Genomic DNA, 24,409 nt, shown 5'->3' on the forward strand with positions numbered 1-24,409 from the left:
TGGAGATGCACGCCGCCACAAAGTTGAGTAGACTCGACTCAAGTTTTAACCATCGAAAGGACTCCCGTGGCGAACATGCAGGGTGCGCCGAGCTCGCAGGAGGAGCAGCAGTCGGCGCTCGAACAGTTCGGCGTGAACCTCACCGCCATCGCGAAGAGCGGCAAGCTCGACCCGGTGATCGGCCGTGACGCCGAGATCCGCCGCGTCAGCCAGGTGCTGACCCGGCGCACCAAGAACAACCCGGTGCTCATCGGCGAGCCCGGCGTCGGCAAGACCGCCGTCGTCGAGGGCCTCGCGCAGCGCATCGTCGCGGGCGACGTCGCCGACTCCCTCAAGGACAAGGAGCTCGTCTCCCTCGACATCTCGGCGCTCGTCGCCGGCGCGATGTACCGCGGCCAGTTCGAGGAGCGCCTGAAGAGCGTGCTCAAGGAGATCAACGAGGCCGAGGGCCGCATCATCACCTTCGTCGACGAGCTGCACCTGCTCATGGGCGCGGGCGGCGGCGAGGGCTCGGTCGCGGCGTCGAACATGCTGAAGCCCATGCTCGCGCGCGGCGAGCTGCGCCTCATCGGCGCGACCACGCTCGACGAGTACCGCGAGTACATCGAGAAGGACGCCGCGCTCGAGCGCCGCTTCCAGCAGGTGTACGTCGGCGAGCCCAGCGTCGAGGACACGGTGGCGATCCTGCGCGGGCTCAAGGGCCGGTACGAGGCCCACCACGGCGTCACGATCACGGATGCCGCGCTGGTCGCGGCCGCCTCGCTCTCGAACCGCTACATCTCTGCACGCCAGCTGCCCGACAAGGCCATCGACCTCGTCGACGAGGCGATGAGCCGGCTGAAGATGGAGATCGAGTCGTCGCCCGTCGAGATCGACGAGCTGCAGCGCCAGGTCGACCGCATGAAGCTCGAGGAGCTCGCGCTCAAGAAGGAGAAGGACGACGCCTCGAAGGAGCGCCTCGCGTCGCTGCGGGAGACGCTCGTCGAGCAGGAGCGCCAGCTCGCGACCCTGCGCGAGCGGTGGGACCGCGAGCGGATGAGCCTCAACCGCGTCGGCGACCTGAAGAAGGCGCTCGACGAGGCGCGCACCGAGCGCGACCTCGCGATGCGCGCGGCCGACTACGCGAAGGCGTCGAAGCTCGAGTACGAGACGATCGCGCGCCTCGAGCGCGACCTGGCCGAGGCCGAGCGCGCCGAGGAGGCGCCCGACGAGCCCCGCATGGTCAACGAGCAGGTCACCGACGAGGACATCGCCGCGGTGATCGCCGCGTGGACCGGCATCCCGGTGGGCCGCCTGCTGCAGGGCGAGACCGAGAAGCTGCTGGCGCTCGAGACCGAGCTCGGCAAGCGGCTCATCGGCCAGCAGACCGCGGTCGCGGCGGTCGCCGACGCGGTGCGCCGCTCCCGCGCCGGCATCAGCGACCCGAACCGCCCGACCGGCTCGTTCCTGTTCCTCGGGCCGACGGGCGTCGGCAAGACCGAGCTCGCCAAGGCGCTCGCCGAGTTCCTCTTCGACGACGAGCACGCCATGGTGCGCATCGACATGTCCGAGTACGGCGAGAAGTTCTCGGTGTCGCGCCTCGTCGGCGCGCCCCCCGGCTACGTCGGGTACGAGCAGGGCGGGCAGCTGACCGAGGCCGTGCGCCGGCGGCCATACTCGGTGATCCTGCTCGACGAGGTCGAGAAGGCCCACCCAGAGGTCTTCGACGTGCTGCTGCAGGTGCTCGACGACGGCCGCCTGACCGACGGCCAGGGGCGCACGGTGGACTTCCGGAACACCATCCTGATCCTCACCTCGAACCTCGGCTCGCAGTTCCTCATCGATCCCGCGCTCTCGTGGGACGAGAAGGAGGCCGCCGTGCGCGATACGGTGCGGCAGGCGTTCAAGCCCGAGTTCGTGAACCGGCTCGACGACATCGTCGTCTTCTCGTCGCTGTCGGAGGCGGAGCTCGGCGAGATCGTGAACCTGTCGATCGACCGGCTCGAGCAGCGGCTGCACGAGCGGCGCCTCGAGCTGGGCGTCACGCCCGACGCGCGGGCCTGGCTCGCCGAGCGCGGGTACGACCCGATCTACGGCGCACGCCCGCTGCGACGCCTCATGCAGCACGAGATCGACGACCGGCTGGCGCGGGCGCTGCTCTCGGGCGAGGTGCGCGACGGCGACACGGTGCGCGTGGAGCTCGCCGAGGACGGCGAGGGCCTCGTCGTCGCGCGAGCCGACGCGGCCGTGCCCGCGGCGTAGGCCGCTAGGCGGAAGGAGGGGTCCGGCTCGCTCGAGCCGGGCCCTTCCCAAGCGACGTTCAGGTTCGCTATCGTCGGCCCTGTCAGAGGCGTCGAACGAGGGGATTCGCCATGGCCGAGACAGGGACCAGTACGATCGCGCTCTCCGGCGGGCAGTCGACCGCCGTCAAGATCTTCGGATGGCTCGGCGTCGTGGGCGGCGCGCTGCTCATCATCGTCGGCATCGTCGCGTGGATCGCGGTGTCGAACCAGCTCCGCGCGGAGAACATCATCGTGCCCGACGACGCCTCCGCGTTCCAGGGCCAGCAGGTCGCCGGGCCGCTCACCGCGTTCGTGCAGGCCGACATCATCAACCACCACGCCCTCGAGGCGAGCGGCGGCGCCACCTACGCCGAGCTCGACCGCGAGGACCCGGTGCGCGACACCATGATGAACGCGTCGTTCCTGCGGGCGTCGCTGTTCACGTCGGTCGTCTCGTTCGGCATCGCGCTGTTCGCGGCCGGGGTCGGCGTGATGTTCATCCTGTTCGGCATCGCGCTGATCATGATCGCACCGTCGCGCAAGACCGCCGCAGCGTGACGAACGGATGCCCCGCCGGGGCGTGACGCGGCTCGCCGAGCGCGGCCGCCCCGGGGCATCCGTCAGTCGCGGTGCAGCACGAGTTCGTCGAGCGGCATGCGCCGGCGCGGGGCGACCTCGCGCTCGCGCAGTCGCTCCGGCAGCGCGTCGGGGCTCGCCAGGGCGCCGATCGCGATGACCGAGACGGGGTCGAACCGCTCGTCGAGCCCGAACGCGCCGCGCACCGCGTCGCGATCGAAGCCGCCCATCTGGTGCGCGTGCAGCCCGTCGTGGTGGGCCTGCGCGGCGAGGTAGGCGACCGACTGGCCGAGGTCGTAGTGGCTCCACGGACGGGGTGATCCGTCGAGGTCTGTCGTCTCGGCGACGTTGACGATGAGCGCGGCCGCCTTGTCGGCCCACGCCTGGTTGCCGCTCGCGAGCGCCGCGTGGATGCGCCCGAACGTGGGGGTGCCGCGACGGCCGACGATGAACCGCCACGGCTGCGAGTTGCTCGCCGAGGGTGCCCAGCGTGCGGCCTCCAGCGCCGCGTCGAGGGCCCTGGCCTCGATCGCCGCGCCGGCGTCGAACGAACGGGGACTCCACCGCTCGGCCAGCACGTCGAGCAGGGGGGTGCGGGTGTCAGCGGTGCGGGGATGCGCGTCCGCGATGCCGGCGTGGTCGATCGTCATGGGTCCTCCGGGTGATGCGTGTGCGTTCAGCGCACTGCATCGTCGGAGGCGCACCCGGTGGGAACGCGGGCCGAGGACGAGGTATTCCATGCTTCCGCATGGGATTCGCAGGCGGGGCTGCGCGCCGGCGAGCGGACGTCGTCAGGCGGGGAGCCACTCCGCCACGGCGATGCCGGCGACCGCCGCGACCGCGCCGACGATCAGGAGCGCGAGCATGATCGTCAGCGCCCGCACGCGGATGCCGGGCTGCTCGACGGTCGTGCGCACGACGAGCATCGCCGCGAACACCGCGACGATGCCGATGATCGCGCCGGTGGCGATGACCGGCTGCCACGCGGCGAGCAGCACCAGGAGCACGATGAGGAACGTCGAGGCCAGGGCGGCGACGATGATGAGCTGGCGCCCCTCGGGCCCCGCTGCCGGTGCGGTCGTCGGATCGACGCCCGGGTCGAGTCGATCGCGTCGTCCGTCGCGTGCGTCCACCAGTGCGATTCCCGTCGTCATGCGTCGCTCCCCCTTGCTTCCGAGCCAGATCACGGGGACCGCCGCGCGGATTCTCCGGCGGCGGTTCGTCTCATGATCACCGGGGGTGCGGACGCGTCGCGCCAGTGCCAGCACCGAGACCTGATCCGTTCTCAGGAACCTCGAAGCCGCAGGGCGGACGGATGGCGCGCCGAACCGGGCGTGGGCGGACGTTCGGCCGGCGTGTCAGGCGCGGGTGAGCTCCGCGCGGATCGCCGACACGAAGGCGTCCACGTCGTCGGCGAGCGTGTCGAACGCGCACATCCAGCGCACCTCGCCGCGCGCGGCATCCCAGTCGTAGAACCGGAACACGTCGCGCAGGCGGTCGGCGACGCCGGCGGGCAGGGTCGCGAACACCGCGTTCGACTGGGTCGGCTGGCTGAACTCCAGGCCCGGCAGCTCGCCCGCCTCGACACCCGCCTCGAGTGCTCCGCGCAGGCGCCTCGCCATGGTGTTCGAGTGCGTCGCGTTGCGCAGCCAGAGGTCACCCTCGAGGAGCGCGATCAGCTGTGCGGAGACGAAGCGCATCTTCGAGGTGAGCTGCATGTTGAGCTTGCGCAGGTACCTGATCGAATCGGGGCCGGTGGTGCCCGCGAGCTCCAGCGCGTCGTCGGAGAGCACCACGACGGCCTCGCCGTAGAGCAGGCCGTTCTTCGTGCCGCCGAAGCTCAGCACGTCGACGCCCGCGTCGGTCGTGAAGGCGCGCAGCGGCGCGTCGAGGGTGGCGGCGGCGTTCGCGATACGCGCGCCGTCCATGTGCAGCTTCATGCCGCGCGCGTGCACGTGGTCGGCGATGGCCCGCACCTCGTCGACCGTGTAGGCCGTGCCGAGTTCGGTGGTCTGCGTGATGGAGACGACCAGCGGCTGGGCGCGGTGCTCGTCGCCCCAGCCCCACGCCTCGCGATCGATGAGCTCGGGAGTGAGCTTGCCGTCGGGAGTGGGCACCGGCAGGAGCTTCAGGCCCGCCACGCGCTCGGGCGCGCCGCCCTCGTCGGTGTGGATGTGCGCCGTGCTCGTGCAGACCACCGCACCCCATCGGGGCAACATCGCCTGCAGGGCGGTGACGTTCGCGCCCGTGCCGTTGAACACCGGGAAGGCGTGCACGCCCTCGCCGAAGTGCTGGGCGAACACCTCCTGCAGGCGGGTCGTGTACACGTCCTCGCCGTAGGCGATCTGGTGGCCGTCGTTCGCGTTCGCGATGGCCTCGAGCACCTCGGGGTGCACGCCGGAGTAGTTGTCGGAGGCGAAGCCCCGGAGGGCGGGGTCGTGCAGTCGTGCGGTCACCCGTCCATCCTCGCATCCGTCGCCCCGCAGGGCTCGCCGTCGGCGGTGGCGGAGAGTAGGCTCCGGACTGTCCGACAAGAAACGAGGGAGTCTCATGTCGCACGTATCGTCCATGACCGCCGTCCTGGCGGCATCCGACCTCGACCGCGCCCGCACCTTCTGGCATGACGTGTTCGGCCTCGACCCGGTGCTCTCCGACGTCACCGGCGACTACTACGCCGTCGGCGGCACGAGCGTGCTCGTCTACCCGACGTCGTTCGCCGGCACCGCGAAGAACACCACGCTGTCGCTGCTCACCGACGACATCGCCGCCGACATGGCCGAGTTCCGCGCGCGCGGCGTGGTCTTCCACGAGTACGACCTGGAGGACGGCCCGCAGACGGTCGACGGCGTCGCCGACTTCGAGGGGTCGCGGGCCGCCTGGTTCGACGACAGCGAGGGCAACATCATCGCGCTCATGCAGCCGTCGGAGGAGATCCTGGCGAAGGTCGCGGCGGGGTCCGCCTGATCCGCGGCCCCTGCCACGCGGCAGCCGGCCGTCAGCGCCCGAGCGCCTCGCGCAGCTTCACCCGCCCGCCCATGCGCAGCAGGGCGTTGCCGTAGATGCGGCTGCCGATGAGGATCGCGAGCGCCGTGGTCGCGACGAGGATCGCGAGCGAGAGGAGCGGCTCCCACCACTCGGCGGTGCCGAGGAACACGCGCACGGGCATGCCGACCGGTGCGGAGAACGGCACGTAGCTCATGACCGCGAGCACCGTCTCGTTGCTGTTGAAGAACACCACGAGGAAGTACGGGATCATCACCAGCATCGTCACCGGGGTGGTCGTGGTGCCGACGTCCTCTGCGCGCGAGACCATGGCCGCCGCGGCCGCGAAGAGGGACGCGAGCATCACGAACCCGAACAGGAAGAAGACGATGAACCAGAGCACGCTCGGACCGAGCTCGCCGAACAGCACGCGTTGCCCGGTGGCGGCCAGGCCGAGCAGCGCGAGCCCCGAGATGACCACGATCTGGGTGAACGCGAGCACGCTGTTGCCCACCACCTTGCCGGTGAGCAGCGTGCGCACCGGGATCGCCGAGAGCAGCACCTCGACCACCCGCGTCTGCTTCTCCTCGACCACGCTCTGCGCGATGATCTGGCCGAACGTCAGCGCTGACATGAAGAACACCAGTCCGAAGCCGAGGGAGACGAAGTAGACGAGCGCCGGATCCTGATCGCCCGGGTCGAGCACCGCCACGTTCGGCGGCACCGAGAGGGCCTGTACGACCGAACCCGGCGGACCCTCGAGCCCGATCACGGTGATGCCGACGGGTGATGCCCCGGGCTCGGCGTCGGGCACGATCTCGGGCACGAGCGCGTCGGGCACGACGATCGCGTCGACCTCCCCGTCGCGCAGCAGACGCTCGGCCTCGGTGGTGTCGTCGGCGTCGACGACCTGCAGCACGTCGGTGCCGGCGAGCGCAGCCCGGGCCTCGCCGACGGCGGCCACGCTCGGCGGTTCGGCGTTCGAGCTCGCGACGCTGCCGATCACCACCGCCGCGAGCGCGGCGAGGACGATGATGGCGGTCGACACGACGAAGGCGACGCTGCGCAGGCGCACCAGGATCTCGCGTACCGCGACGAGCCACGCGCTCGCGGCGAACCCGGGTGCGGTCGGTCGGGCGTCGTGTGCGACCTCGGACTGCCCGGCGACGCGGCTCATCGGACGACCTCGCGGAAGATCTGGGCGAGCGTGGTCTGCTCGCGGGTGAAGCCGACCACCTCGCCGTGCTCGACGGCGCGGCGCAGCACGGCCTGCCTCGTGGCATCCGCATCGACGTCGAACAGCGCCCACCCGCCGTCGCTGTCGACCACCTCGACGCCCGGCACCTCGCGCAGCCAGCCCACGTCGGCGTCGAGCAGCAGCTCGTAGCGCGACGAACGGTGCGACTCGCGGAGCGCGTCCCGCCCGCCCGCCGCGGCGATGCGGCCGCCCGCGATGATCACGAGGTCGTCGCAGAGGCGCTCGACGATGTCGAGCTGGTGCGACGAGAAGAGCACGGGCGCGCCGGCTGCCGCAGCATCCGTCAGCACCTGCTGCACCGCCTCGACCGCGATGGGGTCGAGCCCCGAGAACGGCTCGTCGAGCACGAGCACCTCGGGCCTGTGCACGAGCGCGGCGGCGATCTGGGCGCGCTGCTGGTTGCCGAGCGACAGGGTCTCGAGCTTGTCGTCCCTGCGCTCGCCGAGTGAGAGGCGTTCGAGCAGCTCGAGCGCGTTGCGGCGCGCGGCGGCGGGCGCCCAGCCGTGCAGCCGCGCGAAGTAGACGAGCTGCTCGAGCACCTTCATCTTGGGGTAGAGCCCGCGCTCCTCGGGCATGTACCCGAACCGCTGGCGGTCGGTCCGGGTCAGCCCGCGCCCGTCCAGCGTCACCGTGCCGCCGTCGGCGGCGAGCACGCCGAGCACGATGCGCATGGCCGTGGTCTTGCCGGCGCCGTTGCCGCCGACGAATCCGGTCAGGCGCCCGGGGGCGACGGTGAAGGAGACGTCGTCGAGGGCGAGACGCTCGCCGTACGACTTGGAGACGTGGTCGAGCCGGAGCATGGGCTCCACGCTACGCGTGATCGCCCGGTGCGCCGGACCGGCGACCCGGTCAGCCGAGCGGGTCGGCCGCGAGGTCGCGCACCGTGTAGAACTCGTGGTCCCAGAGGGCGTAGATCACCCAGGTCGGCAGGATGTACGAGGCCGGCATGAAGTCGCGCTGCGAGGCGTGGATCTGCCAGCCCTCGAACTTCTTGCCCACCTCGGCGGGCATCGCGTAGTCGGGGTCGGGCTGGTTCGCGGCGACGAACGCGCCGGTCTCGCCGCCGAACATCGTGAGCGCCTTGGTCGGGCTGATCGTGTACACGATGGTGTCCGGCCCGGTGTAGGGGCCGGCGGATGCCGCGACCTGCCCGATCGCGAGCTCCGTCGCCCGCCCGATCTCCATGTGGTCGGCGTGGCCCGTCGCGCCCGACTCGGGCCAGAACGTCACCACGACGTCGGGGCGGAAGTCGCGCATGGCGTCGGCGATGCGCTCGACCAGCTCCTCCTCGTCGACCTCGGGCACGCCGCCGTCGGGGTAGTGCCACACGTCGTGCTCGTCGACGCCCAGGTTGAAGCTGTTCTTCAGCGCCTCGGCCTCGCGCACGATGCCGAGGTCCTGCTGCCGGGCGACCGTCGGCACCTGGTGCCCGGCCTCGCCGCGGGTCGCGGTGATCAGCGCGGTCTCGGCGCCGTCGTGTTGCTTCGCCCGCCAGAACAGGCCGTTCACGGTCTGCTCGTCGTCGGGGTGGGCGAAGACGCCGAGCACGCGCTCGCCGCCGACCTCGCCGATCACCGAGTCGACGCCGGTCGCGGTGGGCATGTGGAACAGGTCGCGTCCGGCCCAGTACGCGGCGCCCAGGGCGGCGGCGACGACGGCGGAGACGGTGATGAGCGCGACGGTGCGCTTGCGCATGGGGGTGGTGCCTTCGGTTCGGGGGTGCGGATGCCCGTCGCGGCCGTTTCGGGTCGGCGCGCGGGGCGACGGGGCATCGTAACCCGGCGGCATCCGCCCGCCGCAATCGCCTGTGGATGCGCCCGTGGGGTGGGCGCTTCTCCGGAGGTCGGCGCGGGTCAGGCGAGGGTCGTGACGCGACCGTTCAGCTCGCCCGCATCCGCTGCCCACAACCCGACGACCGCGTCGGCGAGCGCGTCCTCGAGCCCCGAGAGCGAGCGCACGCGGAAGATCGTCGCCGCGCCGGTATCGCCGGCCTTCGCGAACCCGTCGGCGAGCGAGCGCATCCACGACTCGCTCGCGGCCTTGACCGCGCTGTAGTTCGCGCTGCCGGCCGTGGGCTGTTCGACCGTGGTGGAGGAGACGATCGCGATGCGCCCGGCATCCGATGCGGTGAGGTCGTCCCAGAGCGTGCGGCTCACGAAGCGCAGCGCCGTGAAGCTCGCCTCGAGCGCGCGGAAGTCGTCGTCGGTCTGCCCCGGGATGCCCCCGCCGCCGCGCCAGCCGCCGACCAGGTGCACGACGCCGTCGACGTCGCCGATGCGCGCGTGCACGCGCATCGACAGCTCGAGCACGTCGTACTTGACGGTCAGGTCGGCGAGCTCCGTGATCACCCCGGGCACGGATGCCTCGAGCTCGTCGAGTCGGCCCCGGTTCGAGCCGACCGCGATGACCCGCGCCCCGTCGGCGAGCAGCGCCTTCGCGACCGCGCGCCCCGAGGCACTCGTCGCGCCCGCGATCAGTACCGTGCGTCCGTCCGTGCTCACGTGCGTCTCCCCTCGCCTGGCGGCCTCGCCCCTACGAGACTGCCGCATCGTCGCCGGGCGGTGCCAGTCCCCTGATCAGGCGTCGGGGGTCGCGCCGGTGATGCCCACGGTCGAGGCGATCACGTCGCGCATCTTCTTCTCGAGCGCCTCGTAGAACATCGACAGCGGGAACTCGTCGTCCATGACCAGGTCGGTGTAGCCGCGCGGCGCGCCCGCGAGCACCTCGTCGGGCAGTCCGCGCGCCCACTGCGAGGCCGGGTTCGGCTCGAGCACGCCCGAGACGAGCTCGTAGGCGGCGAGCCAGTGCGCGGTCTTCGGCCGGTCGATCGAGCGCCAGTACAGCTCGTCGATCGCGTCGCCGAGCGCGACGACCGCGTCGGGCACGCCCTCCCAGTCGAACGCGAGCTTCGTGTCGGTCCAGTGCAGCACGCCGCGCTGGTGCAGCCACGCGAACAGCAACTGCCCGCCGAGGCCGTCGTAGTTGCGCACGCGCGTGCCGGTGATCGCGAAGCGGAAGATGCGGTCGAAGATCACCGCGTACTGCACGAGGCGGGCGAGGTCGAGCACGTACGCCTCGACGTCGGAGAGCGGCTCGGCAGCGGCATCCGCCGCCCTCGCCTCGAGCCGGCGCTGGATGCGCACCGACTCGCGGAACGCGGTCATGTCGCAGCGCAGCTCCTCGAGCGAGTAGAGGAAGAACGGCATGCGCTGCTTGATCATGAACGGGTCGAAGGGCAGGTCGCCGCGCATGTGCGTGCGGTCGTGGATGAGGTCCCACATCACGAACACGCGCTCGGTGAGGCGCTGGTCGTCGAGCATGCGCGCGGCGTCGGCGGGCAGGTCGAGCTTCGTGATGTCGGCGGCGGCGCGCACGACGCGGCGGTAGCGGGCGGCCTCGCGGTCCTGGAAGATCGCGCCCCACGTGAACGGCGGGATCTCGCGCATCGCGACCGTCTCGGGGAACAGCACGGCCGAGTTCGTGTCGTAGCCGGGCGTGAAGTCGACCAGGCGCAGGCTCACGAACAGGGCGTTGCCGTAGTCGGATGCCTCGAGGTGCGCGATCGACTCGGGCCAGATCGTCTCGACGACGAGCGCCTCGAGGTGCCGATCGGCCGAGCCGTTCTGGGTGAGCATCGGGAAGACGACGAGGTGGCGCAGCCCGTCGATGCGGTGACGCTGCGGCTGGAACGCGACGAGCGCCTCGAGGAAGTCGGGCACGCCGAGCCCCTCGTCGCGCCAGCGGCGCAGGTCGCGCGGCAGCTGGGCGAGGTAGTCGGCGTCGTGCGGGAAGCGCGGGGCGAGGGCGTCGACGGCGGCTGCGACGCGGTCGATGAGGGCGGATGCCGCGGGGTGGTCGCCCTCCTCGGGGACGGAGCCGTCCTTCGCCTGGAGCGCCTGGAGGGCCGTGGCCGCCTGCTTCAGGTCGAGCCAGGCCGGGTCGTGCTCGACGCCGTGCGCGAGGGCGATGGCGTCGGCCGGGCTGGGCGCGTCGGCGGTGTCGATGCGGGGGTCGAGCTGGGTCTGCGACACGGGTGCCTCCGATCTCGCGGCCGTCGTCGGCCATGGTGCGTGGCGGCGGAATCGCCGCTTGCAGCAAGGCTAGGCGCAAGATCGCGGCGATTGGTTGCGACCTGACGCACGTATCCTGCGCGTGCGCGGACGGGTGCGGTGAGGATCGCGGGCCCGCGCAGCATTGCGCAGTTCGGCGTTCGGGCGGTCGGCGCCCGTGCTCCGGGCTGGGGGCGTGCGCACTCACAGCGGACGCCGGTGCGAGGCATAGCTCGCGCATGGGATCGCTGCCTACCGTGGCCGCAACATTCCCCGAGAGAGCCGAGGTTCCCGCATGTCCGCCACCCCCGCACGCCCCGTGTCCCCCGCCAAGCTCGCGCTGCCGCTGGTCGGCCTGGCCGGCTCGATCGCCGCGCTGGCGTACGGCGCGCTGATGACCGCGCGCACGATGGGCACCCTCACGACCGCGCTCGACTCGGGTGCCGCGACCGCGGCCGACGTGTACGGCGGGCAGTCGTGGGTCGTCGTCTGGGCGGCCGTGCTCGGCGCCGGCATCATCGGCACCGTCGTCGCGATCTCCGCGCTCGCGGTGCTCGTCGGCCTCGGCGGGTTGCGTCGCTCGGTCGCGGAGCCCGCGCCCGTCGAGGACGAGGCCGACCCGGCCGACGACTACGTCTGGGACGACGACGAGGAGCCCTCGGGCGCGAACGAAGCCGCCGCGCCCGCGGACGGGCAGCACGCGGCGGCAACCGCCGTCGGCGCGGCCGAGGTGGATGCCGCCGAGGAGTTCGTGCCCGCTCGCTAGCGCGAGAGATCGGCCGCCCCTGCCGACCTGGCGAGCGAACTCGTCCACCAGGTCAGCCAGCCGAACACGAGTGCGATGCCGATGAACAGGCGGATGCTCGCGGCGGGGCCGAACGGCAGTGACAGCGCGTAGCCGATCACGGCGACCGCGATCGTCAGGCCCGCCGCGACCCTGCGGTCCTCCGTCGCGAGGCGGCGTCCCACCACCAGCGCGGCGATGACGATGGCGGTGAACGCGATCGGCGGCGCGACAGCGTGCAGCACGGCCGGGAACTCGACCTCCGACGGTATGCCGTCAGGCGTCCCGGGCGGGAAGCCCAGCGCGGCGCCGGCCGGGAACACCCCGCCGATCACGAGCCCCACGCCGAAGACGCCGACCAGGAGCGGCGCCCAGCGTCGTCCCGGCCCGGTCGGGATCGCGCGCGCGATGCCGAACGCGCTCGTGAAGGCCAGCACGCCGGCGAGCACGAAGTTCGCCGCCTGCACCCAGCCGCCGTGGCCGGCGGCGAGCAGGCTGATCGGATGCCTCGCGAGGTCGAATCCCTCCCGAGTCGCCATCTGGATCACGACGACCGCGATGAAGATCGGGCCGGCGAGCGCGCCGCAGCGCAGGAGCGATCGGGTGCGTCGGGTCGCCAGGCGAGCCGCGACGGCATCGGTCGCTGAATCGGTTCGGGGTTCCATGGTGAGGTCCTTCCTGACATCCCGGTGTCCGGGAGCGGAACCCGGAACGGTCCCGTCACGTCTTCGTCGCCCGGCACTGGCGGTTCTCGACATCGCGCGGAAGAATCCGCAGGGGGGCTCAACTCCGCACGCGTGTGTCGAGAACCGTGTCGCGCGGGCGACGTACTGGTGAGCGGGCGGATCGCCCGGCGGGAAGGGGACGAGACCGTGAGGTTCATCGGGATGCTGCGCCACGACGAGGGTGCGGAGGTCACGCCAGCGACCTACGAGCGCATGGCGGAGTTCGCGCGAGAGGGGCGCCTGAACGGCACGCTGGTCGAGCTCGGGGGCCTGCAGCCGAGCGCGGCGGGTGCCCTCGTCTCGCTCGCCGGCGGGCGGATCACCGCGGTCGACGGTCCGTTCACCGAGGCCAAGGAGCTCGTCGGCGGCTACGCGATCTTCGACGTGCGGTCGCGCGTCGAGGCAGTCGAGCTCGGGCGCCGCCTCATGCAGATCCACCTCGACACCGTGCCCGGGTGGGAGGGCGCCGTCGAGTTGCGGGCGCTCCAGGAGTAGCCGCGACCGTGTCGGAGGCGACGGCGGCAGGGCCGGACGGCGTGGGCGACGCCGCCGCGACCCGGCGCGCGATCGAGGGCGTCTGGCGAATCGAGTCCGCCAAGGTCGTGGCCGCCCTCGTGCGCATGGTGCACGACGTCGGGTTCGCCGAGGACCTCGCGCAGGACGCGATCGTCGCTGCGCTCGCCCAGTGGCCCGAGAGCGGGATCCCCGCGAATCCCGCAGCGTGGCTCACGACCACGGCGAAGCGGCGGGCCGTCGACACGTATCGTCGGCACGCCCGCCGGGACCGGGCGCTGCAGCAGCTCGCCCATGAGCTCGCGGAGGAGACCGCGGTGGATCCCGCGGCCGGCGTCGACCACGTCGAGGACGACATGCTGCGGCTCATGTTCATCTGCTGCCATCCGTCGCTCACGCCGGAGGCCCAGGCGACGCTCACGCTCCGGCTCGTCGCGGGCCTGTCGGCCCGGGAGATCGCGCGCGCGTACCTCACGAGCGAGCCGACCGTCGCGCAGCGGATCAGCAGGGCCAAGCGCACTCTCGCGCGATCCGGAGCGGCACTCGAGGAGGTCCCGGCCGACGAGCGAACGGCGCGGCTCGCCACCGTGCTCGGCATCGTCTACCTGATGTTCAACGAGGGCTACACCGCGACCGAGGGAACCGACTGGATGCGGGCGGCCCTCTGCGACGAGGCGACCCGGCTCGCGCGGATCCTCACCGCGCTCGCTCCCGACGACCCCGAGGTACATGGTCTTTCGGCGCTGCTCGAGCTCCAATCGTCGCGCCTCGCGGCACGTCTGGACGACGCGGGGCGTCCCGTGCTGCTGGATGACCAGGACCGCTCGCGCTGGGACGGCGGGCGGATCCGGCACGGCCTCGATGCGCTGGCCCGGTCCGACCGCCTGGTCGCGATCGAGGGCGGGGTACGGGGTCCGTACCACCTGCAGGCGGCGATCGCAGCGTGTCACTCCCGGGCGACGCCGTCGTCGACCGACTGGCCGCGCATCGCCGAACTGTACGCGGAGCTCGCACGCTGCACCGGGTCCCCGGTCGTGGAACTCAACCGCGCCGTCGCCGTGGGACGCGCGTACGGTCCGGACGCCGGGCTCGCGCTGGTCGAGCAATTGGCGGAGCATCCGGCACTCGCCGCGTACCACCTGCTCCCGAGCGTGCAGGGAGACCTGCTGGAGCGCTCCGGGCGCACGGCGGACGCTGCGCTCGCCTACCTGCGCGCGGCGGACCTCGCGACGAACGCCCGGGAGGCGGAGCTGCTGCGCGCCCGCGCCGCCCGTGCCGTCGAGCCGTGATCGGTCTGCGGGTGCTGTTCGGGACGGAGCCCGTCAGGCGCGGAGCAGCTCCGCGATGCGCGCGGGCGCGGCCTCGTCCTGCAGGGACGTGGTGTCGCCGAGCGGGCGACCCTCGGCGAGGTCGACCAGCAGGCGTCGCATGATCTTGCCCGAGCGGGTCTTCGGCAGGTCGGGCACGAGCACGACGTCGCGCGGCTTGGCGATCGGCCCGATCGCGGCGGCCACGTGGGCCCGCAGCGCGGTGATGCGAGCGGATGCCTCGGGCGAGGCATCCGCACCCCCGACCAGCCCGTCAGAGGCGACCACGAAGGCCGCGACCGCCTCGCCGGTGGTGGCATCCGACACCCCGACCACGCCGGCCTCGCCGACCGACGGGTGCGCGACGAGCGCCGACTCGATCTCGATGGTCGAGAGCCGGTGCCCCGAGACGTTGATCACGTCGTCAACCCGGCCGAGCAACCAGATGTCGCCGTCGGCGTCGACCTTCGCACCGTCGCCCGAGAAGAAGTAGCCGCGGTCGGCGAAGCGCGCCCAGTACGAGTCGCGGTACCGCTCGGGGTCGCCCCACACCGTGCGGGCCATGCCCGGCCACGTGCCGTCGATCACGAGGTAGCCGCCCGAGCCGCGGGGCACGTCGTCGCCGCGGTCGTCGACCACGCGGGTGGTGAGGCCCGGCAGGGCGCGCAGCGACGAACCGGGCTTCAGCGTCGAGACGCCGGGCAGCGGCGCCATCACGGCCGCGCCGGTCTCCGACTGCCACCAGGTGTCGACGATCGGGGCCGTGCCCGCGCCGAGCTGCTCGCGGAACCACACCCACGCCTCCGGGTTGATCGCCTCGCCGACCGAGCCGAGCAGGCGGATGCTCGAGAGGTCGTGCTCCGCCGGCACCCCGTCGGGGAACCAGGTCATGAGCGAGCGCACCAGCGTCGGCGCCGTGTAGTACGTCGTGACGCCGTAGCGCTCGATGATCTCGAAGTGGCGGGCCGGATGCGGCGTGTTCGGCGTGCCCTCGTAGATGACGCTCGTGATGCCGTTCGACAGCGGGCCGTAGAGCACGTACGAGTGGGCGGTGACCCACGCGAGGTCGGCGGTGCACCAGTAGACGTCGTCGGGCTTCGCGTCGAACACCGCCCAGTGCGTCGCCGACGCGTGGGTGAGGTAGCCGCCCGAGGTGTGCACGAGCCCCTTCGGCTTGCCGGTCGTGCCCGACGTGTAGATCACGAACAGCGGGGTCTCGGCGTCGAACGCCTCGGCCTCGTGCTCGGGCGACGCGGTGTCGACGACGTCGTGCCACCAGACGTCGCGGCCGGGCGTCCACGGCACATCCGGAGTCTCGTCGCCCGTGCGGCGCACGACCAGCAGGTGCTCGACGGATGCCACGCCGGCGACGGCCTCGTCGGCCGCGTGCTTCACGGGCACGGCGGCCCCGCGGCGGAACTGCCCGTCGGTCGTGACGACGAGCTTCGCGCCCGTGTCCTCGACCCGGAAACGCAGCGCCTCGGCCGAGAACCCGCCGAACACGAGCGAGTGCACCGCGCCGATGCGCGCGATCGCGAGCGTGATGATCACGGTCTCGGGGATCACCGGCAGGTACAGCACGACCCGGTCGCCGCGCTCGACGCCCAGCGCCGTCAGCGCGTTCGCGGCGCGCTTCACCTCGCGCTCGAGGTCGGCGTAGGTCAGGGTGCGGCGGTCGCCGCGCTCGCCCTCGAAGTGGAAGGCGACCCGCTCGCCCCGACCCGCGGCCACGTGGCGGTCGACGCAGTTGACGGCGACGTTCAGTCGCCCGCCGGCGAACCACTCCGCGCGCGGCACGCTCAGTGCGCCGTCGGCGGTGGGAGCGGCCGGATGCCACGTGTGCGTCGTGTGCCAGGGCTCCGCCCACTCGAGGCGGGCGGCCTGCTCGGCCCAGTACGCGACCGGGTCGGCCGCGGCCGCGGCGTGCAGCGCGTCGGCGTGGGCCGCGCTGACGTTGGCGGCCTCGGCGAACGGCGCGGGCGGTGCGAAGCGACGCTCCTCGTGGAGCAGGGCGTCGAGGGTCATGCGGTCGGTCCTGTCAGTGCGGGGTGCGGGTGCGGGTGCGGGGTGCGGGTGGCGTGGCCGGGTCGTGCGGTTCGTAGGAGATTCGGGCCGGCTCGGGCGGGCGACGCGGCGTGTCGCCGCGAAACTCCTACGTTTCGCGCGTGCGGTGTGGGTCGGGGTGTGCGGATCGTAGGAGATTCGGGTCAGGGTGGGCGGCCGAGGCGGCGTGTCGCTGAACAGCTCCTACGGTTCGCACGGCGGATGTCTCAGAGGCATTCGCTCGGTGCGTCGCAACCGGGCCCGCCTCAGCGCGCTCGGTATGTGCACCCGCGTCACGTCCAGCGCCGCACGGCCCAGCGCTCGAACACGCCGATCAGCGAGTCGGAGAGCTTGCCGATCACCGCGAGCAGGATGATCGCGAGGAACGTGCGGTCGAGGCGGCCCGTGTTGGTCGAGTCGGTCAGCAGGAAGCCGAGGCCCATCGACGCGCCGAGCAGCTCGGCGGCGACGAGGAACAGCCACGCCTGGGCGAGCGCGAGGCGCAGGCCCGCGATGGTCTCGGGGATCACGGCGGGCAGCTGCACGGTGCCGAACAGGCGCGTGCCGTGCAGGCCGAAGGCGCGGGCGGCCTCGATGAGCTGGCGGTCGACGTGGCGCAGCGCGCTCGCGACGACGGTGTAGACGGGGAAGAACGAGCCGATGATGATCAGCGTGATCTTCGACTCCTCGCCGAGCTTCAGCCAGAGGATCAGCAGCGGCAGCCACGCGAGGCTGGGCACGGCGCGCAGCGCGCCGAGGGTCGGGGTCAGCAGGATGTCGCCGAGCTTCGAGAGCCCGACGATCGCGCCGAACAGCAGGCCGAGCGTCGCGCCGATCGCGAATCCGATGAGCACGCGCTGGGTCGAGATCGCGACGTACTGCCAGAACAGGCCGCGCTCGATGAGGTCGATCAGGGCGAGCCAGACCATGGTCGGGCTCGGCAGCTGGGAGGTCGGGACGATGCCGTTCTCCGACACGAGGTGCCAGGTGAGCAGCACCGCGACGGGGATGAGCGCCCCGCCGACGATCACGAACCACTTGCGGTCGACGAACCGGCGGCGCGGGGTGGCGGGGGCCGCCGGGCGCGAGGTCGCCGTGGGCGCGGGCCGGCTCGGGGCATCCGTCGTCTGCTGGGTCATGCCGGCGCTCCTCGTGGTCGTGTTGGGTTCGGTGGTGACAGGCGGATGCGCCGAGCGATGACGCTCCCCGTCGCGGTCGTCCGGTCGTGCCCGGTCGGTCGTCGTCGTGGTCGTCATCGCTCGGCGCTCCTGGGACTACTCGGCGCCGAAGCGGCTCGAGTCGGCGGCCTCGGCGAAGGACGCGTCGATCAGCGTGGCGAGCGCCTCGTCGACCTGCTCCTGCGTCGCGACGTCGCCGAGCTCGACGAACACCGGGCCGATCTTCGCGAACAGGTCGAGCTGCGTCTGGCCGGGGATGCCAGAGACGTCGAGGTTCGAGCGCTCGTCGATGACCTTCTGCGCGATCGAGACGTCGAGGCTCGCGACCTCGGCGAGGATCTCGGCGGTCTCCTCCGGGTTCTCCTGCGCCCAGACGCGGGCCGACTCGTACGCGTCGATCACGAGCTGCAGCAGCTCGGGCCGGTTCTCGATGAAGTCCTCGGTCGCGTTGAGGGCGCCGTACGAGTTGAAGCCGACCTCGCGGAAGAACAGCTCCGCGCCGTCGACCTCGGCACCGGCCATGATCGGGTCGAGGCCCGCCCATGCGTCGACCGAGCCGTTCTGCAGTGCCGCCCAGCCGTCGGCGTGCTGCACGTTCTCGACCGTGATGTCGTCGATCGCGACACCCTCGGCCTCGAGCGCCTGCAGCAGGAAGAAGTACGGGTCGGTGCCCTTGGTGGCGGCGACCTTCCTGCCGACGAGGTCGTCGACGCTCGAGATGCCGTTCTCGGGCAGGGTCACGAGCGCCGACCACTCGGGCTGCGAGTAGATGTCGACGAGCTTGATGGTCGAGCCGTTCGCGCGGGCGAGCAGCGCGGCCGAGCCGGCCGTCGAGCCGACGTCGATCGCGCCGGCGCGCAGCGCCTCGTTCGCCTTGTTCGAGCCGGCCGACTGGATCCAGGTGACGTCGAGGCCCTCGGCCTCGAGCCAGCCCTGGTCCTTGATGATGAGGCTCAGCGGGTTGTAGGTCGCGAAGTCGATGTTGAGGCTCTGGCCCTCGAAGCCGTCGCCGGTGCCCTCGCTCGAGGAGCCGCTGTTCTCGCCCGCGACGCAGCCGGTGAGGAGCAGGGCGGATGCCGCGGCGGCGGCCGCGAGGGTGAGGAGTCTGGTGCGTGCCATGTTCGTGTTTCCTTCTCTGGGTGCTGTGGTGCGGTGAGGCAGGCGTCGGTGGGCAGCGGGCATCGCCCGCCGGGTCGGCGCCGACCGGTGGTGGTGTGTGATTCGGGTCAGTACGGGTAGTGCGGGATGGTGGTGGTGGCCTCGACCCCTCGGGTGGCCCCGTGGCGGTCGATGCCGAGGCCGTCGAGGAGACGACCGCGGAGCTCGGCGAGCTCGGCCGAGCCGCGGTCGCGCGGACGGTGGCCGGGCACGACCACCGTCTGGCGGATGTCGGCGCCCTGGGGGCCGCCGTCGTTGCCGAGCAGGATGATCCGGTCGGCCAGCTGGAGCGCCTCGTCGACGTCGTGCGTGACGAGCAGCACCGTGGTGGGCGCCGCCGCGTGCACGTCGAGCAGGAGGTCCTGCATCTTCAGGCGCGTGAGCGCGTCGAGCGCGCCGAACGGCTCGTCGAGCAGCAGCACGCCGGGGTTCCGCGCGAGCGCCCGGGCGAGCGACGTGCGCTGCGCCATGCCCCCCGAGATCTCGCGTGGGCGGTGGTCGGCGAAGTCGGCCAGGCCGACCAGCTCGATCAGTCGCCCGACGACCTCGCGCCCGTCGGCCTTCGCGGTGCCGCGCGGCAGGCCGAGCGCGATGTTCGCCGCGACGCTCCGCCAGGGCAGGAGCCGGGGCTCCTGGAACCCGACGGCGCAGCGCGCGTCGTACCGGGCGACGGGCGCGCCGTCGATGGTGACGGAGCCGGACGTCGGCGCGTCGAGCCCGCCGGCGATGCGGAGCAGCGTCGACTTGCCGCATCCGCTCGGCCCCAGGATCGCCAGGATCTCGCCCGGCTCGACCTCCAGCTCGACATCGCGGAGCACCTGGCGCGACTCGCCGCCCGCGACCGGGAAGGCCCGGCCGAGGTCGTCGAAGCGCACGCCGTACGCGTGGTTGGGCACCTCGCCGAGACCGGCGATCGGTGCGACGGTCGAGGTGGTCATGACGTGCTCCGTGGGGTCGTGTTGTCGGGGACGTCTTCGACCGTAGGGGTGAGCCGGGCTCGTGTCAGGCCGACCCGGAACACGAGGTAACAGAGGCGCGACACACGGCGTCACAGTCGGCGTGCGCCGTGCCCCGCCCGGCGACGGCAGAATGGGTGGATGCCTCGAAGCGCACGCGGATCCCACGTCCTCATCACCGGAGCCGCGGGCGGCATGGGGCGGATGTACGCGGCGCGGGCGATCGCCGAGCGCGCCGCGTCCGTCACCCTGTGGGACCGCGACGCCCGCGCGCTCGCGAGGACCGCGGAGGAGCTCGGGCAGGTCGCGCGCGGGCGCACCCGGGTGCGGTCGTACGTGGTCGACGTCGCCGACCTCGGCGCGATCGCGAAGGCCGCGCACCAGGTGCGTCGGGCGTCGGGCACACCCGACGTGCTCGTGAACAACGCCGGCATCGTGCGCGGCAACCGGTACTTCTGGGAGACCGACTCGGGCGACGACACGCGCGCGACCATGCGCGTGAACGCCCTCGCGCCCATGTACATCGCGCGCGAGTTCCTGCCGGGCATGATCGCGTCGTCGCGCCCGGCGCGCATCGTCAACATCGCGTCGGCGGCGGGCACCCTCGCCAACCCGCGGATGGCGGCCTACGCGGCGTCGAAGGCCGCGGTCATCGGCTGGAGCGACTCGCTGCGCGTCGAGCTCGAGCAGGCGGGTCACGAGCACGTGCGCGTGACGACCGTCACGCCGAGCTACGTCTCGACGGGCATGTTCGCGGGGGCTCGCGGACCGGTGCTCGCTCCGATCCTGCCGCCCGACCTCGTGGTCGACCGGGTCTGGCGCGGGATGCTGGCGGGCCGGCCGCTCGTGCAGCTGCCGTGGAGCGTGGGCCTGTCGCGCGTGCTGCGCGCGGTGCTGCCGGTGCGCGCGTTCGACCGGATCGTGGGCGGCTGGTTCGGCGTCTACCGATCGATGGAGCGGTTCACGGGGCGCTGACGGCCCGACCCGCGCCGGGCGTCAGCTCGCCGCGGGCGCCGGCTTCGGCGGGTCGTCGGAGAGGCCGAGCAGGAACTCGAGGATCGCGACCGCCGGCGCGGTCAGCACCGGCCCGTGGCCGAAGGCCCACTCGGCGTCGCTCGCCCGGAGGGTGTGGTGGGCGATGACGGCACGCCGGTCGTGGGGCGCCGAGGTCGCGGCGTAGAGGGCGACCGAGCCCGAGACCAGTTCGGAGAGTTCGACCGTGGTGTCGGACTCCCGGCCGAAAGCGAGGGCGGCGCGCACGGTTCGCGCGAGCGAGCGGATCGGCTGCCGTCCGCCGTCGCGGAGCTCCGCGGCGAACGCGTGCAGCCCAGCGGGGGTCGGCGCCGGCGCGGGGTCCGACGGGCGCAGGCCGGCCTCGTCGATGAATCGTGCGATGCGCGTGCCGGGGGCATCCGTGCGTGCTGCCACGGCCGCGACCTGGTCGACCACCTCCGCGACCTGGGCGCGGCGATCGGAGGTCACCGACGACTCGTCGACGCGGGGGCGCTGGCTGAGGGGGAGGAATCGGGCGAAGTCCGCCATGGCACGAGTGTAGGCCCGGCGTCGTGCCACGCGCTCCCGGGGCGTGCGGACCCGGACCTCCGCTCGCTACGCTGACCGGAACCCCGGGAGGTCCCGTGAGCATCGAAGCCGATCGCCGACTCGCACTCAACGACTTCGCGGGCGCGGGCCTGACGCCCTTCGCGTACGCCGACGGGCCCTGCGGCATCCGGGGCGCGGCTGGCGCCACCGCGCTGCCGAGCACGATCACCCTCGCGGCATCCTTCGACCCGTCGCTCGCCGAGCGCTACGGCGACCTGCTCGGCACCGAACTGCGCGCCGCCGGGTGCAACGTGCTCGTGGGCCCGGCGTTCGATGTCGTGCGCGACCCGTACGGCGGGCGGAACGGGGAGTGCCTGGGTGAGGACCCGCTGCTCGTCGGCGAGCTCGGCGGGCGCATCGCGCGGGGCGTGCACGCGCACCGTGCGCTGACCGTCGCCAAGCACTACGTCGCCTACGACCGCGAGTCGCTCCGCACGGGCGACGGGCCGTACGAGCAGCGCACCGACGCACGCGACATGCGGGTGGATGCGCGCACGCTGCACGAGGTGCACCTCGAGCCGTTCCGTCGCGCCGTGCAGGACCACGGCGTGGCGATGCTGCTCGCCTGCTACATCCGGGTGAACGGCGTGTACAGCGCGCAGTCGGAGGAGCTCCTGCAGCTGCCGCGGCGCGAGTGGGGCTTCACCGGCGCGACCCTGCCCGACTTCCTGTTCGCCGTGCGCGACGCCCGGGCCGCGCTCGCCGCCGGGCTCGACCTGCCCGCGCTCGCCCTCGCCGGCCCGCCCCCGCTGTCGGAGCGCACCGAGGAGATGGTGGCGTCGGCCCCCGACGCGCTCGTCGCGGGCATCGGCGACCACGTGCGCGCCGCGGCCGCGCAGGTCGCGCTCGAGCCGGCCGGTGCGGTGGACCCGTCGCTGCTCGGCACCCCCGCGGCGCTTGCGCTCGCCGAGCGGATCGCGGTCGACGGCGCGACGCTCCTGCGCAACGAGGGCGTGCTGCCGTTCGCGCCGGGCACGCGGATCGCCCTGATCGGCGGCGAGCAGGTGCGCCACCGCCTCACGGTTGCGGGGTCGGCGGGCGTGGCGCTCGTCGATGAGCGCCTGCCCGATCTCGAGGAGCGCCTCGCGGACGAGGGGCTCCGGGTGGCGGCACGGGCCGGCGGGCTGCCGGACGTGCCGGTCGCGGCGCTCACCGCCGATGACTGCGTGGGGCTCTGGGCGGTGGTGACGGATGCCTCGGGGACGCGCGAGGTCGAGCTCGACGTCGCCCGGCTCGCGGCCGACCCCGATGACGCGGGGCGGCCGTGGAACGCGGAGCTGACGGCCGTGCTGCCGCCCCAGCTGGGCGCCGCGGTCGCGGTGGTCGAGTTCGCCGGGGTCGCCGAGGTGCTGCTCGACGGGGAGGTCGTCGCATCGGGCGTGCGGGAGGCGTCGCCGCTGCTCGAGGGGCCGGCGTTCACGCTGCGCGCCGGGCTGCCGGCATCCGATCGGGAACGCACCCTCGTGGTGCGGTACCGCACCGGACCCGCGTTCGCGCTCGCCGAGATCGGCATGGTGCCGCACCTGTCGCTCGGCGTCGTCGCCCTCGAGCCGGCGCTGCGCGCCGTGTCGGCCGCCGCCTCCGGCGCCGACGCGGTCGTCGTGCTCGCCGGGCGGGTGACCGGCGCGGGCATGGACGCCGACGGACTCCGCCTGCCGGTCGGGCAGGGCGACCTGATCGCCGCAGCGGCCGGGAGCGGCCGGCCGGTCGTCGTGGTCACGCACGGCGCGGGGCCGATCGACATGCCGTGGCGCCGGAGCGTGGCGGCGATCCTGCACGTCGGCCATGGGGGCGAGCGGTTCGCGCCGGCGCTGGCGCGCGTGCTCTCGGGGAGCGCGGAGCCGGGCGGCCGCCTTCCCGTGACGTTCCCCGACCGCGCGCTCCCGGTGCCGCGCGCGGCGATCGACGAGGACGGCGGGCTCGAGCCGACCGAGGGCGTGGACGTGGGCTACCGCTCGTACGAGCGCGCCGGGGTCGCGCCCGCCTACTGGTTCGGGCACGGACTCGGGTACGCGCGGATCGACTGCCCGGCGGCGCGGGTCGCGGGCCGGCGGGTGCAGGTGGACCTCGAGTGCGGGCCGGAGCGCGGCGGCAAGGCCGTGGTGCAGCTCTACGCGCGGCCCGCGCATGGCGAGACGCTCAAGCTCGCCGGGTTCGGTGTCGCCCGGCTGGACGCCGGCGAGCAGCGAACCCTCGAGATCGAGGTCGATGCCGCCGCGCTGGCGATGCGCTCGGGCGACGCGATGGTGCCCCCGTCGGGAGTCGTGCCGGTGCACGTCGGGTTCTCGCGGGGCGACCTGCGGCGCGTCGTCGAGGTCGACCTGGGCTGAGCGGGCCGCGTAGCGGCTCAGCCGCCGCCGTTGCCCTTGTCGGGGTTTCCGCCCGGTCCCCAGCCGTTGCCGTTGCCGCTGTTGCCGGGCTCGTCCTCCACCGGCTCCTCGGTGGGCTCGGGTGTGGGCTCGGTCGAGCCGGAGTCGTCGTCGGTGTCACCCGCACCGGTGTCCGCGCCGGTGCCGGTGCTCGATCCCGCGTCGCCGCCGGTTCCGGCCGCGTCCTCGGCGGGCTCGGCGGTCGGGTCGGCATCGGCGTCGCCGTCGTCGGCGCTCGCGGGCGCATCCTCCGCGGGCGGCGGCGTGGTCGGCGCGGCGCCGGTGCCCGTGCCGCCCTCGGTGGTCCGCGCCCCCTCGGCCTCGGAGGTGCCGACCGATCCGACGAACGCCGGAACGGCCAGCATCGAGACCACCGCGACCAGGAGGACCGCGGCGGCGGCCGAGCCCCAGGTGACGAATGCCCGACGGCGTCGCTCGCTCGTGCGGGCCTCGCGACGGGTGGCCGCGCCTGCGGGTGCGTCGGTCGCGGCGCCGGTCGGCGCGTCGGCCATCCCCTCCGTCCAGAACCCGGGCAGCAGCGCGGTGGGGGCGTCCGCGGCGGCGTGCGCGTCGGCCTCCGGCACGGGAAGTGGCATCGTGGCCGGATCCGATGCGCCCTCGGGCTCGTCGGTCTCGGATGTCACCGTT

General features: G+C 73.0%; 23 protein-coding genes. 8 read left to right on the forward strand and 15 right to left on the reverse strand.

The features are described 5' to 3' along the window. Window positions 1–75 precede the first annotated feature (75 nt). Complete coding sequence (locus QMG39_RS08285) at window positions 76–2,241, forward strand: ATP-dependent Clp protease ATP-binding subunit (protein ID WP_281887214.1); 2,166 nt, start codon at window positions 76–78, stop codon at window positions 2,239–2,241. Window positions 2,242–2,351: 110 nt separating this feature from the next. After that, window positions 2,352–2,819, forward strand: coding sequence for an aromatic ring-opening dioxygenase LigA (locus tag QMG39_RS08290; protein ID WP_281883932.1), 468 nt, complete (start codon window positions 2,352–2,354; stop codon window positions 2,817–2,819). Window positions 2,820–2,881: 62 nt separating this feature from the next. On the opposite strand, the gene QMG39_RS08295 is transcribed toward QMG39_RS08290, so the two are convergent. The 3 genes from QMG39_RS08295 to QMG39_RS08305 all read right to left on the reverse strand — a co-directional run bounded on the left by QMG39_RS08295 (window position 2,882) and on the right by QMG39_RS08305 (window position 5,293). After that, window positions 2,882–3,487 carry a nitroreductase family protein gene (locus tag QMG39_RS08295; protein WP_281883934.1) on the reverse strand — a complete coding sequence of 202 codons (606 nt, stop codon included), beginning with the start codon at window positions 3,485–3,487 and terminating at the stop codon, window positions 2,882–2,884. A gap of 141 nt (window positions 3,488–3,628) precedes the next feature. Next, a complete protein-coding gene (locus tag QMG39_RS08300; protein ID WP_281883937.1) occupies window positions 3,629–3,991 on the reverse strand; it encodes a hypothetical protein in 363 nt (120 codons plus the stop codon). A gap of 204 nt (window positions 3,992–4,195) precedes the next feature. Further along, window positions 4,196–5,293: a threonine aldolase family protein gene (locus QMG39_RS08305; RefSeq protein ID WP_281883939.1), complete on the reverse strand. Its 1,098-nt coding sequence runs from the start codon at window positions 5,291–5,293 to the stop codon at window positions 4,196–4,198. A 112-nt stretch (window positions 5,294–5,405) separates the two neighbouring features. Here QMG39_RS08305 and QMG39_RS08310 point away from each other — a divergent pair, with 112 nt between their 5' ends. Next, window positions 5,406–5,801, forward strand: coding sequence for a VOC family protein (locus QMG39_RS08310; RefSeq protein ID WP_281883941.1), 396 nt, complete (start codon window positions 5,406–5,408; stop codon window positions 5,799–5,801). Window positions 5,802–5,832: 31 nt separating this feature from the next. On the opposite strand, the gene QMG39_RS08315 is transcribed toward QMG39_RS08310, so the two are convergent. From QMG39_RS08315 to QMG39_RS08335, 5 genes are all read right to left on the reverse strand, one after another. Next, window positions 5,833–6,996: an ABC transporter permease gene (locus QMG39_RS08315; protein WP_281883943.1), complete on the reverse strand. Its 1,164-nt coding sequence runs from the start codon at window positions 6,994–6,996 to the stop codon at window positions 5,833–5,835. Beyond that, window positions 6,993–7,877 (reverse strand): ABC transporter ATP-binding protein, encoded by an 885-nt coding sequence (locus QMG39_RS08320; RefSeq protein ID WP_281883945.1) that lies wholly within the window; start codon window positions 7,875–7,877, stop codon window positions 6,993–6,995. The genes QMG39_RS08315 and QMG39_RS08320 overlap by 4 nt, the downstream gene beginning before the upstream one ends. Before the next feature lie 49 nt (window positions 7,878–7,926). Next, window positions 7,927–8,772 carry a PIG-L family deacetylase gene (locus tag QMG39_RS08325; protein ID WP_281883947.1) on the reverse strand — a complete coding sequence of 282 codons (846 nt, stop codon included), beginning with the start codon at window positions 8,770–8,772 and terminating at the stop codon, window positions 7,927–7,929. Window positions 8,773–8,930: 158 nt separating this feature from the next. Next, window positions 8,931–9,578 (reverse strand): SDR family NAD(P)-dependent oxidoreductase, encoded by a 648-nt coding sequence (locus QMG39_RS08330; RefSeq protein ID WP_281883948.1) that lies wholly within the window; start codon window positions 9,576–9,578, stop codon window positions 8,931–8,933. A 75-nt stretch (window positions 9,579–9,653) separates the two neighbouring features. Next, the gene (locus QMG39_RS08335) at window positions 9,654–11,081 is read right to left on the reverse strand and encodes a DUF6421 family protein (protein ID WP_373878350.1); all 1,428 of its coding nucleotides are present in this window, start codon (window positions 11,079–11,081) and stop codon (window positions 9,654–9,656) included. A 340-nt stretch (window positions 11,082–11,421) separates the two neighbouring features. Between QMG39_RS08335 and QMG39_RS08340 the strand changes: the two genes are divergently transcribed. Next, entirely contained in the window at window positions 11,422–11,892 is a 471-nt protein-coding gene (locus QMG39_RS08340; protein ID WP_281883950.1) for a hypothetical protein, read from the forward strand. Here the strand turns inward: QMG39_RS08340 and QMG39_RS08345 are convergent. Next, window positions 11,889–12,575 (reverse strand): DUF998 domain-containing protein, encoded by a 687-nt coding sequence (locus QMG39_RS08345; RefSeq protein WP_281883952.1) that lies wholly within the window; start codon window positions 12,573–12,575, stop codon window positions 11,889–11,891. The genes QMG39_RS08340 and QMG39_RS08345 overlap by 4 nt on opposite strands. Before the next feature lie 207 nt (window positions 12,576–12,782). On the opposite strand from QMG39_RS08345, the gene QMG39_RS08350 reads away from it, so the two are divergent. Then, entirely contained in the window at window positions 12,783–13,130 is a 348-nt protein-coding gene (locus tag QMG39_RS08350) for a YciI family protein (RefSeq protein ID WP_281883954.1), read from the forward strand. Between the two features lie 8 nt (window positions 13,131–13,138). Continuing rightward, window positions 13,139–14,437, forward strand: coding sequence for an RNA polymerase sigma factor (locus QMG39_RS08355; RefSeq protein ID WP_281883956.1), 1,299 nt, complete (start codon window positions 13,139–13,141; stop codon window positions 14,435–14,437). Between the two features lie 33 nt (window positions 14,438–14,470). Here the strand turns inward: QMG39_RS08355 and acs are convergent, their stop codons facing one another. The 4 genes from acs to QMG39_RS08375 all read right to left on the reverse strand — a co-directional run bounded on the left by acs (window position 14,471) and on the right by QMG39_RS08375 (window position 19,772). After that, complete coding sequence (acs, locus tag QMG39_RS08360; protein ID WP_281883958.1) at window positions 14,471–16,480, reverse strand: acetate--CoA ligase; 2,010 nt, start codon at window positions 16,478–16,480, stop codon at window positions 14,471–14,473. 311 nt (window positions 16,481–16,791) lie between these two features. Further along, the gene (locus QMG39_RS08365) at window positions 16,792–17,637 is read right to left on the reverse strand and encodes an ABC transporter permease (protein ID WP_281883961.1); all 846 of its coding nucleotides are present in this window, start codon (window positions 17,635–17,637) and stop codon (window positions 16,792–16,794) included. Between the two features lie 135 nt (window positions 17,638–17,772). Next, window positions 17,773–18,795 (reverse strand): aliphatic sulfonate ABC transporter substrate-binding protein, encoded by a 1,023-nt coding sequence (locus QMG39_RS08370; protein WP_281883964.1) that lies wholly within the window; start codon window positions 18,793–18,795, stop codon window positions 17,773–17,775. Between the two features lie 107 nt (window positions 18,796–18,902). Further along, entirely contained in the window at window positions 18,903–19,772 is an 870-nt protein-coding gene (locus QMG39_RS08375) for an ABC transporter ATP-binding protein (RefSeq protein WP_281883966.1), read from the reverse strand. A gap of 159 nt (window positions 19,773–19,931) precedes the next feature. On the opposite strand from QMG39_RS08375, the gene QMG39_RS08380 reads away from it, so the two are divergent. Continuing rightward, window positions 19,932–20,765 (forward strand): SDR family NAD(P)-dependent oxidoreductase, encoded by an 834-nt coding sequence (locus QMG39_RS08380; RefSeq protein WP_281883968.1) that lies wholly within the window; start codon window positions 19,932–19,934, stop codon window positions 20,763–20,765. A gap of 21 nt (window positions 20,766–20,786) precedes the next feature. Here QMG39_RS08380 and QMG39_RS08385 read toward each other — a convergent pair whose 3' ends face one another. Continuing rightward, window positions 20,787–21,332 (reverse strand): hypothetical protein, encoded by a 546-nt coding sequence (locus QMG39_RS08385; protein WP_281883970.1) that lies wholly within the window; start codon window positions 21,330–21,332, stop codon window positions 20,787–20,789. A gap of 95 nt (window positions 21,333–21,427) precedes the next feature. Between QMG39_RS08385 and QMG39_RS08390 the strand changes: the two genes are divergently transcribed. Beyond that, complete coding sequence (locus tag QMG39_RS08390) at window positions 21,428–23,722, forward strand: glycoside hydrolase family 3 C-terminal domain-containing protein (RefSeq protein ID WP_281883972.1); 2,295 nt, start codon at window positions 21,428–21,430, stop codon at window positions 23,720–23,722. A gap of 17 nt (window positions 23,723–23,739) precedes the next feature. Here QMG39_RS08390 and QMG39_RS08395 read toward each other — a convergent pair whose 3' ends face one another. Next, complete coding sequence (locus QMG39_RS08395) at window positions 23,740–24,405, reverse strand: hypothetical protein (protein ID WP_281883975.1); 666 nt, start codon at window positions 24,403–24,405, stop codon at window positions 23,740–23,742. Between the last annotated feature and the right edge of the window lie 4 nt (window positions 24,406–24,409).

It is taken from the genome of Agromyces rhizosphaerae (assembly GCF_027925245.1).
GTDB classification, from domain to species: domain Bacteria; phylum Actinomycetota; class Actinomycetes; order Actinomycetales; family Microbacteriaceae; genus Agromyces; species Agromyces rhizosphaerae.

Coding starts and splice junctions, on each gene's coding strand:
- QMG39_RS08370 (WP_281883964.1), bottom strand. CDS start 18,795: ATGGCACGCACCAGACTCCTCACCCTCGCGGCCGCCGCCGCGGCATCC.
- QMG39_RS08300 (WP_281883937.1), bottom strand. CDS start 3,991: ATGACGACGGGAATCGCACTGGTGGACGCACGCGACGGACGACGCGAT.
- QMG39_RS08320 (WP_281883945.1), bottom strand. CDS start 7,877: ATGCTCCGGCTCGACCACGTCTCCAAGTCGTACGGCGAGCGTCTCGCC.
- QMG39_RS08385 (WP_281883970.1), bottom strand. CDS start 21,332: ATGGCGGACTTCGCCCGATTCCTCCCCCTCAGCCAGCGCCCCCGCGTC.
- acs (WP_281883958.1), bottom strand. CDS start 16,480: ATGACCCTCGACGCCCTGCTCCACGAGGAGCGTCGCTTCGCACCGCCC.
- QMG39_RS08375 (WP_281883966.1), bottom strand. CDS start 19,772: ATGACCACCTCGACCGTCGCACCGATCGCCGGTCTCGGCGAGGTGCCC.
- QMG39_RS08310 (WP_281883941.1), top strand. CDS start 5,406: ATGACCGCCGTCCTGGCGGCATCCGACCTCGACCGCGCCCGCACCTTC.
- QMG39_RS08295 (WP_281883934.1), bottom strand. CDS start 3,487: ATGACGATCGACCACGCCGGCATCGCGGACGCGCATCCCCGCACCGCT.
- QMG39_RS08325 (WP_281883947.1), bottom strand. CDS start 8,772: ATGCGCAAGCGCACCGTCGCGCTCATCACCGTCTCCGCCGTCGTCGCC.
- QMG39_RS08290 (WP_281883932.1), top strand. CDS start 2,352: ATGGCCGAGACAGGGACCAGTACGATCGCGCTCTCCGGCGGGCAGTCG.
- QMG39_RS08365 (WP_281883961.1), bottom strand. CDS start 17,637: ATGACCCAGCAGACGACGGATGCCCCGAGCCGGCCCGCGCCCACGGCG.
- QMG39_RS08340 (WP_281883950.1), top strand. CDS start 11,422: ATGTCCGCCACCCCCGCACGCCCCGTGTCCCCCGCCAAGCTCGCGCTG.
- QMG39_RS08315 (WP_281883943.1), bottom strand. CDS start 6,996: ATGAGCCGCGTCGCCGGGCAGTCCGAGGTCGCACACGACGCCCGACCG.
- QMG39_RS08285 (WP_281887214.1), top strand. CDS start 76: ATGCAGGGTGCGCCGAGCTCGCAGGAGGAGCAGCAGTCGGCGCTCGAA.
- QMG39_RS08345 (WP_281883952.1), bottom strand. CDS start 12,575: ATGGAACCCCGAACCGATTCAGCGACCGATGCCGTCGCGGCTCGCCTG.
- QMG39_RS08380 (WP_281883968.1), top strand. CDS start 19,932: ATGCCTCGAAGCGCACGCGGATCCCACGTCCTCATCACCGGAGCCGCG.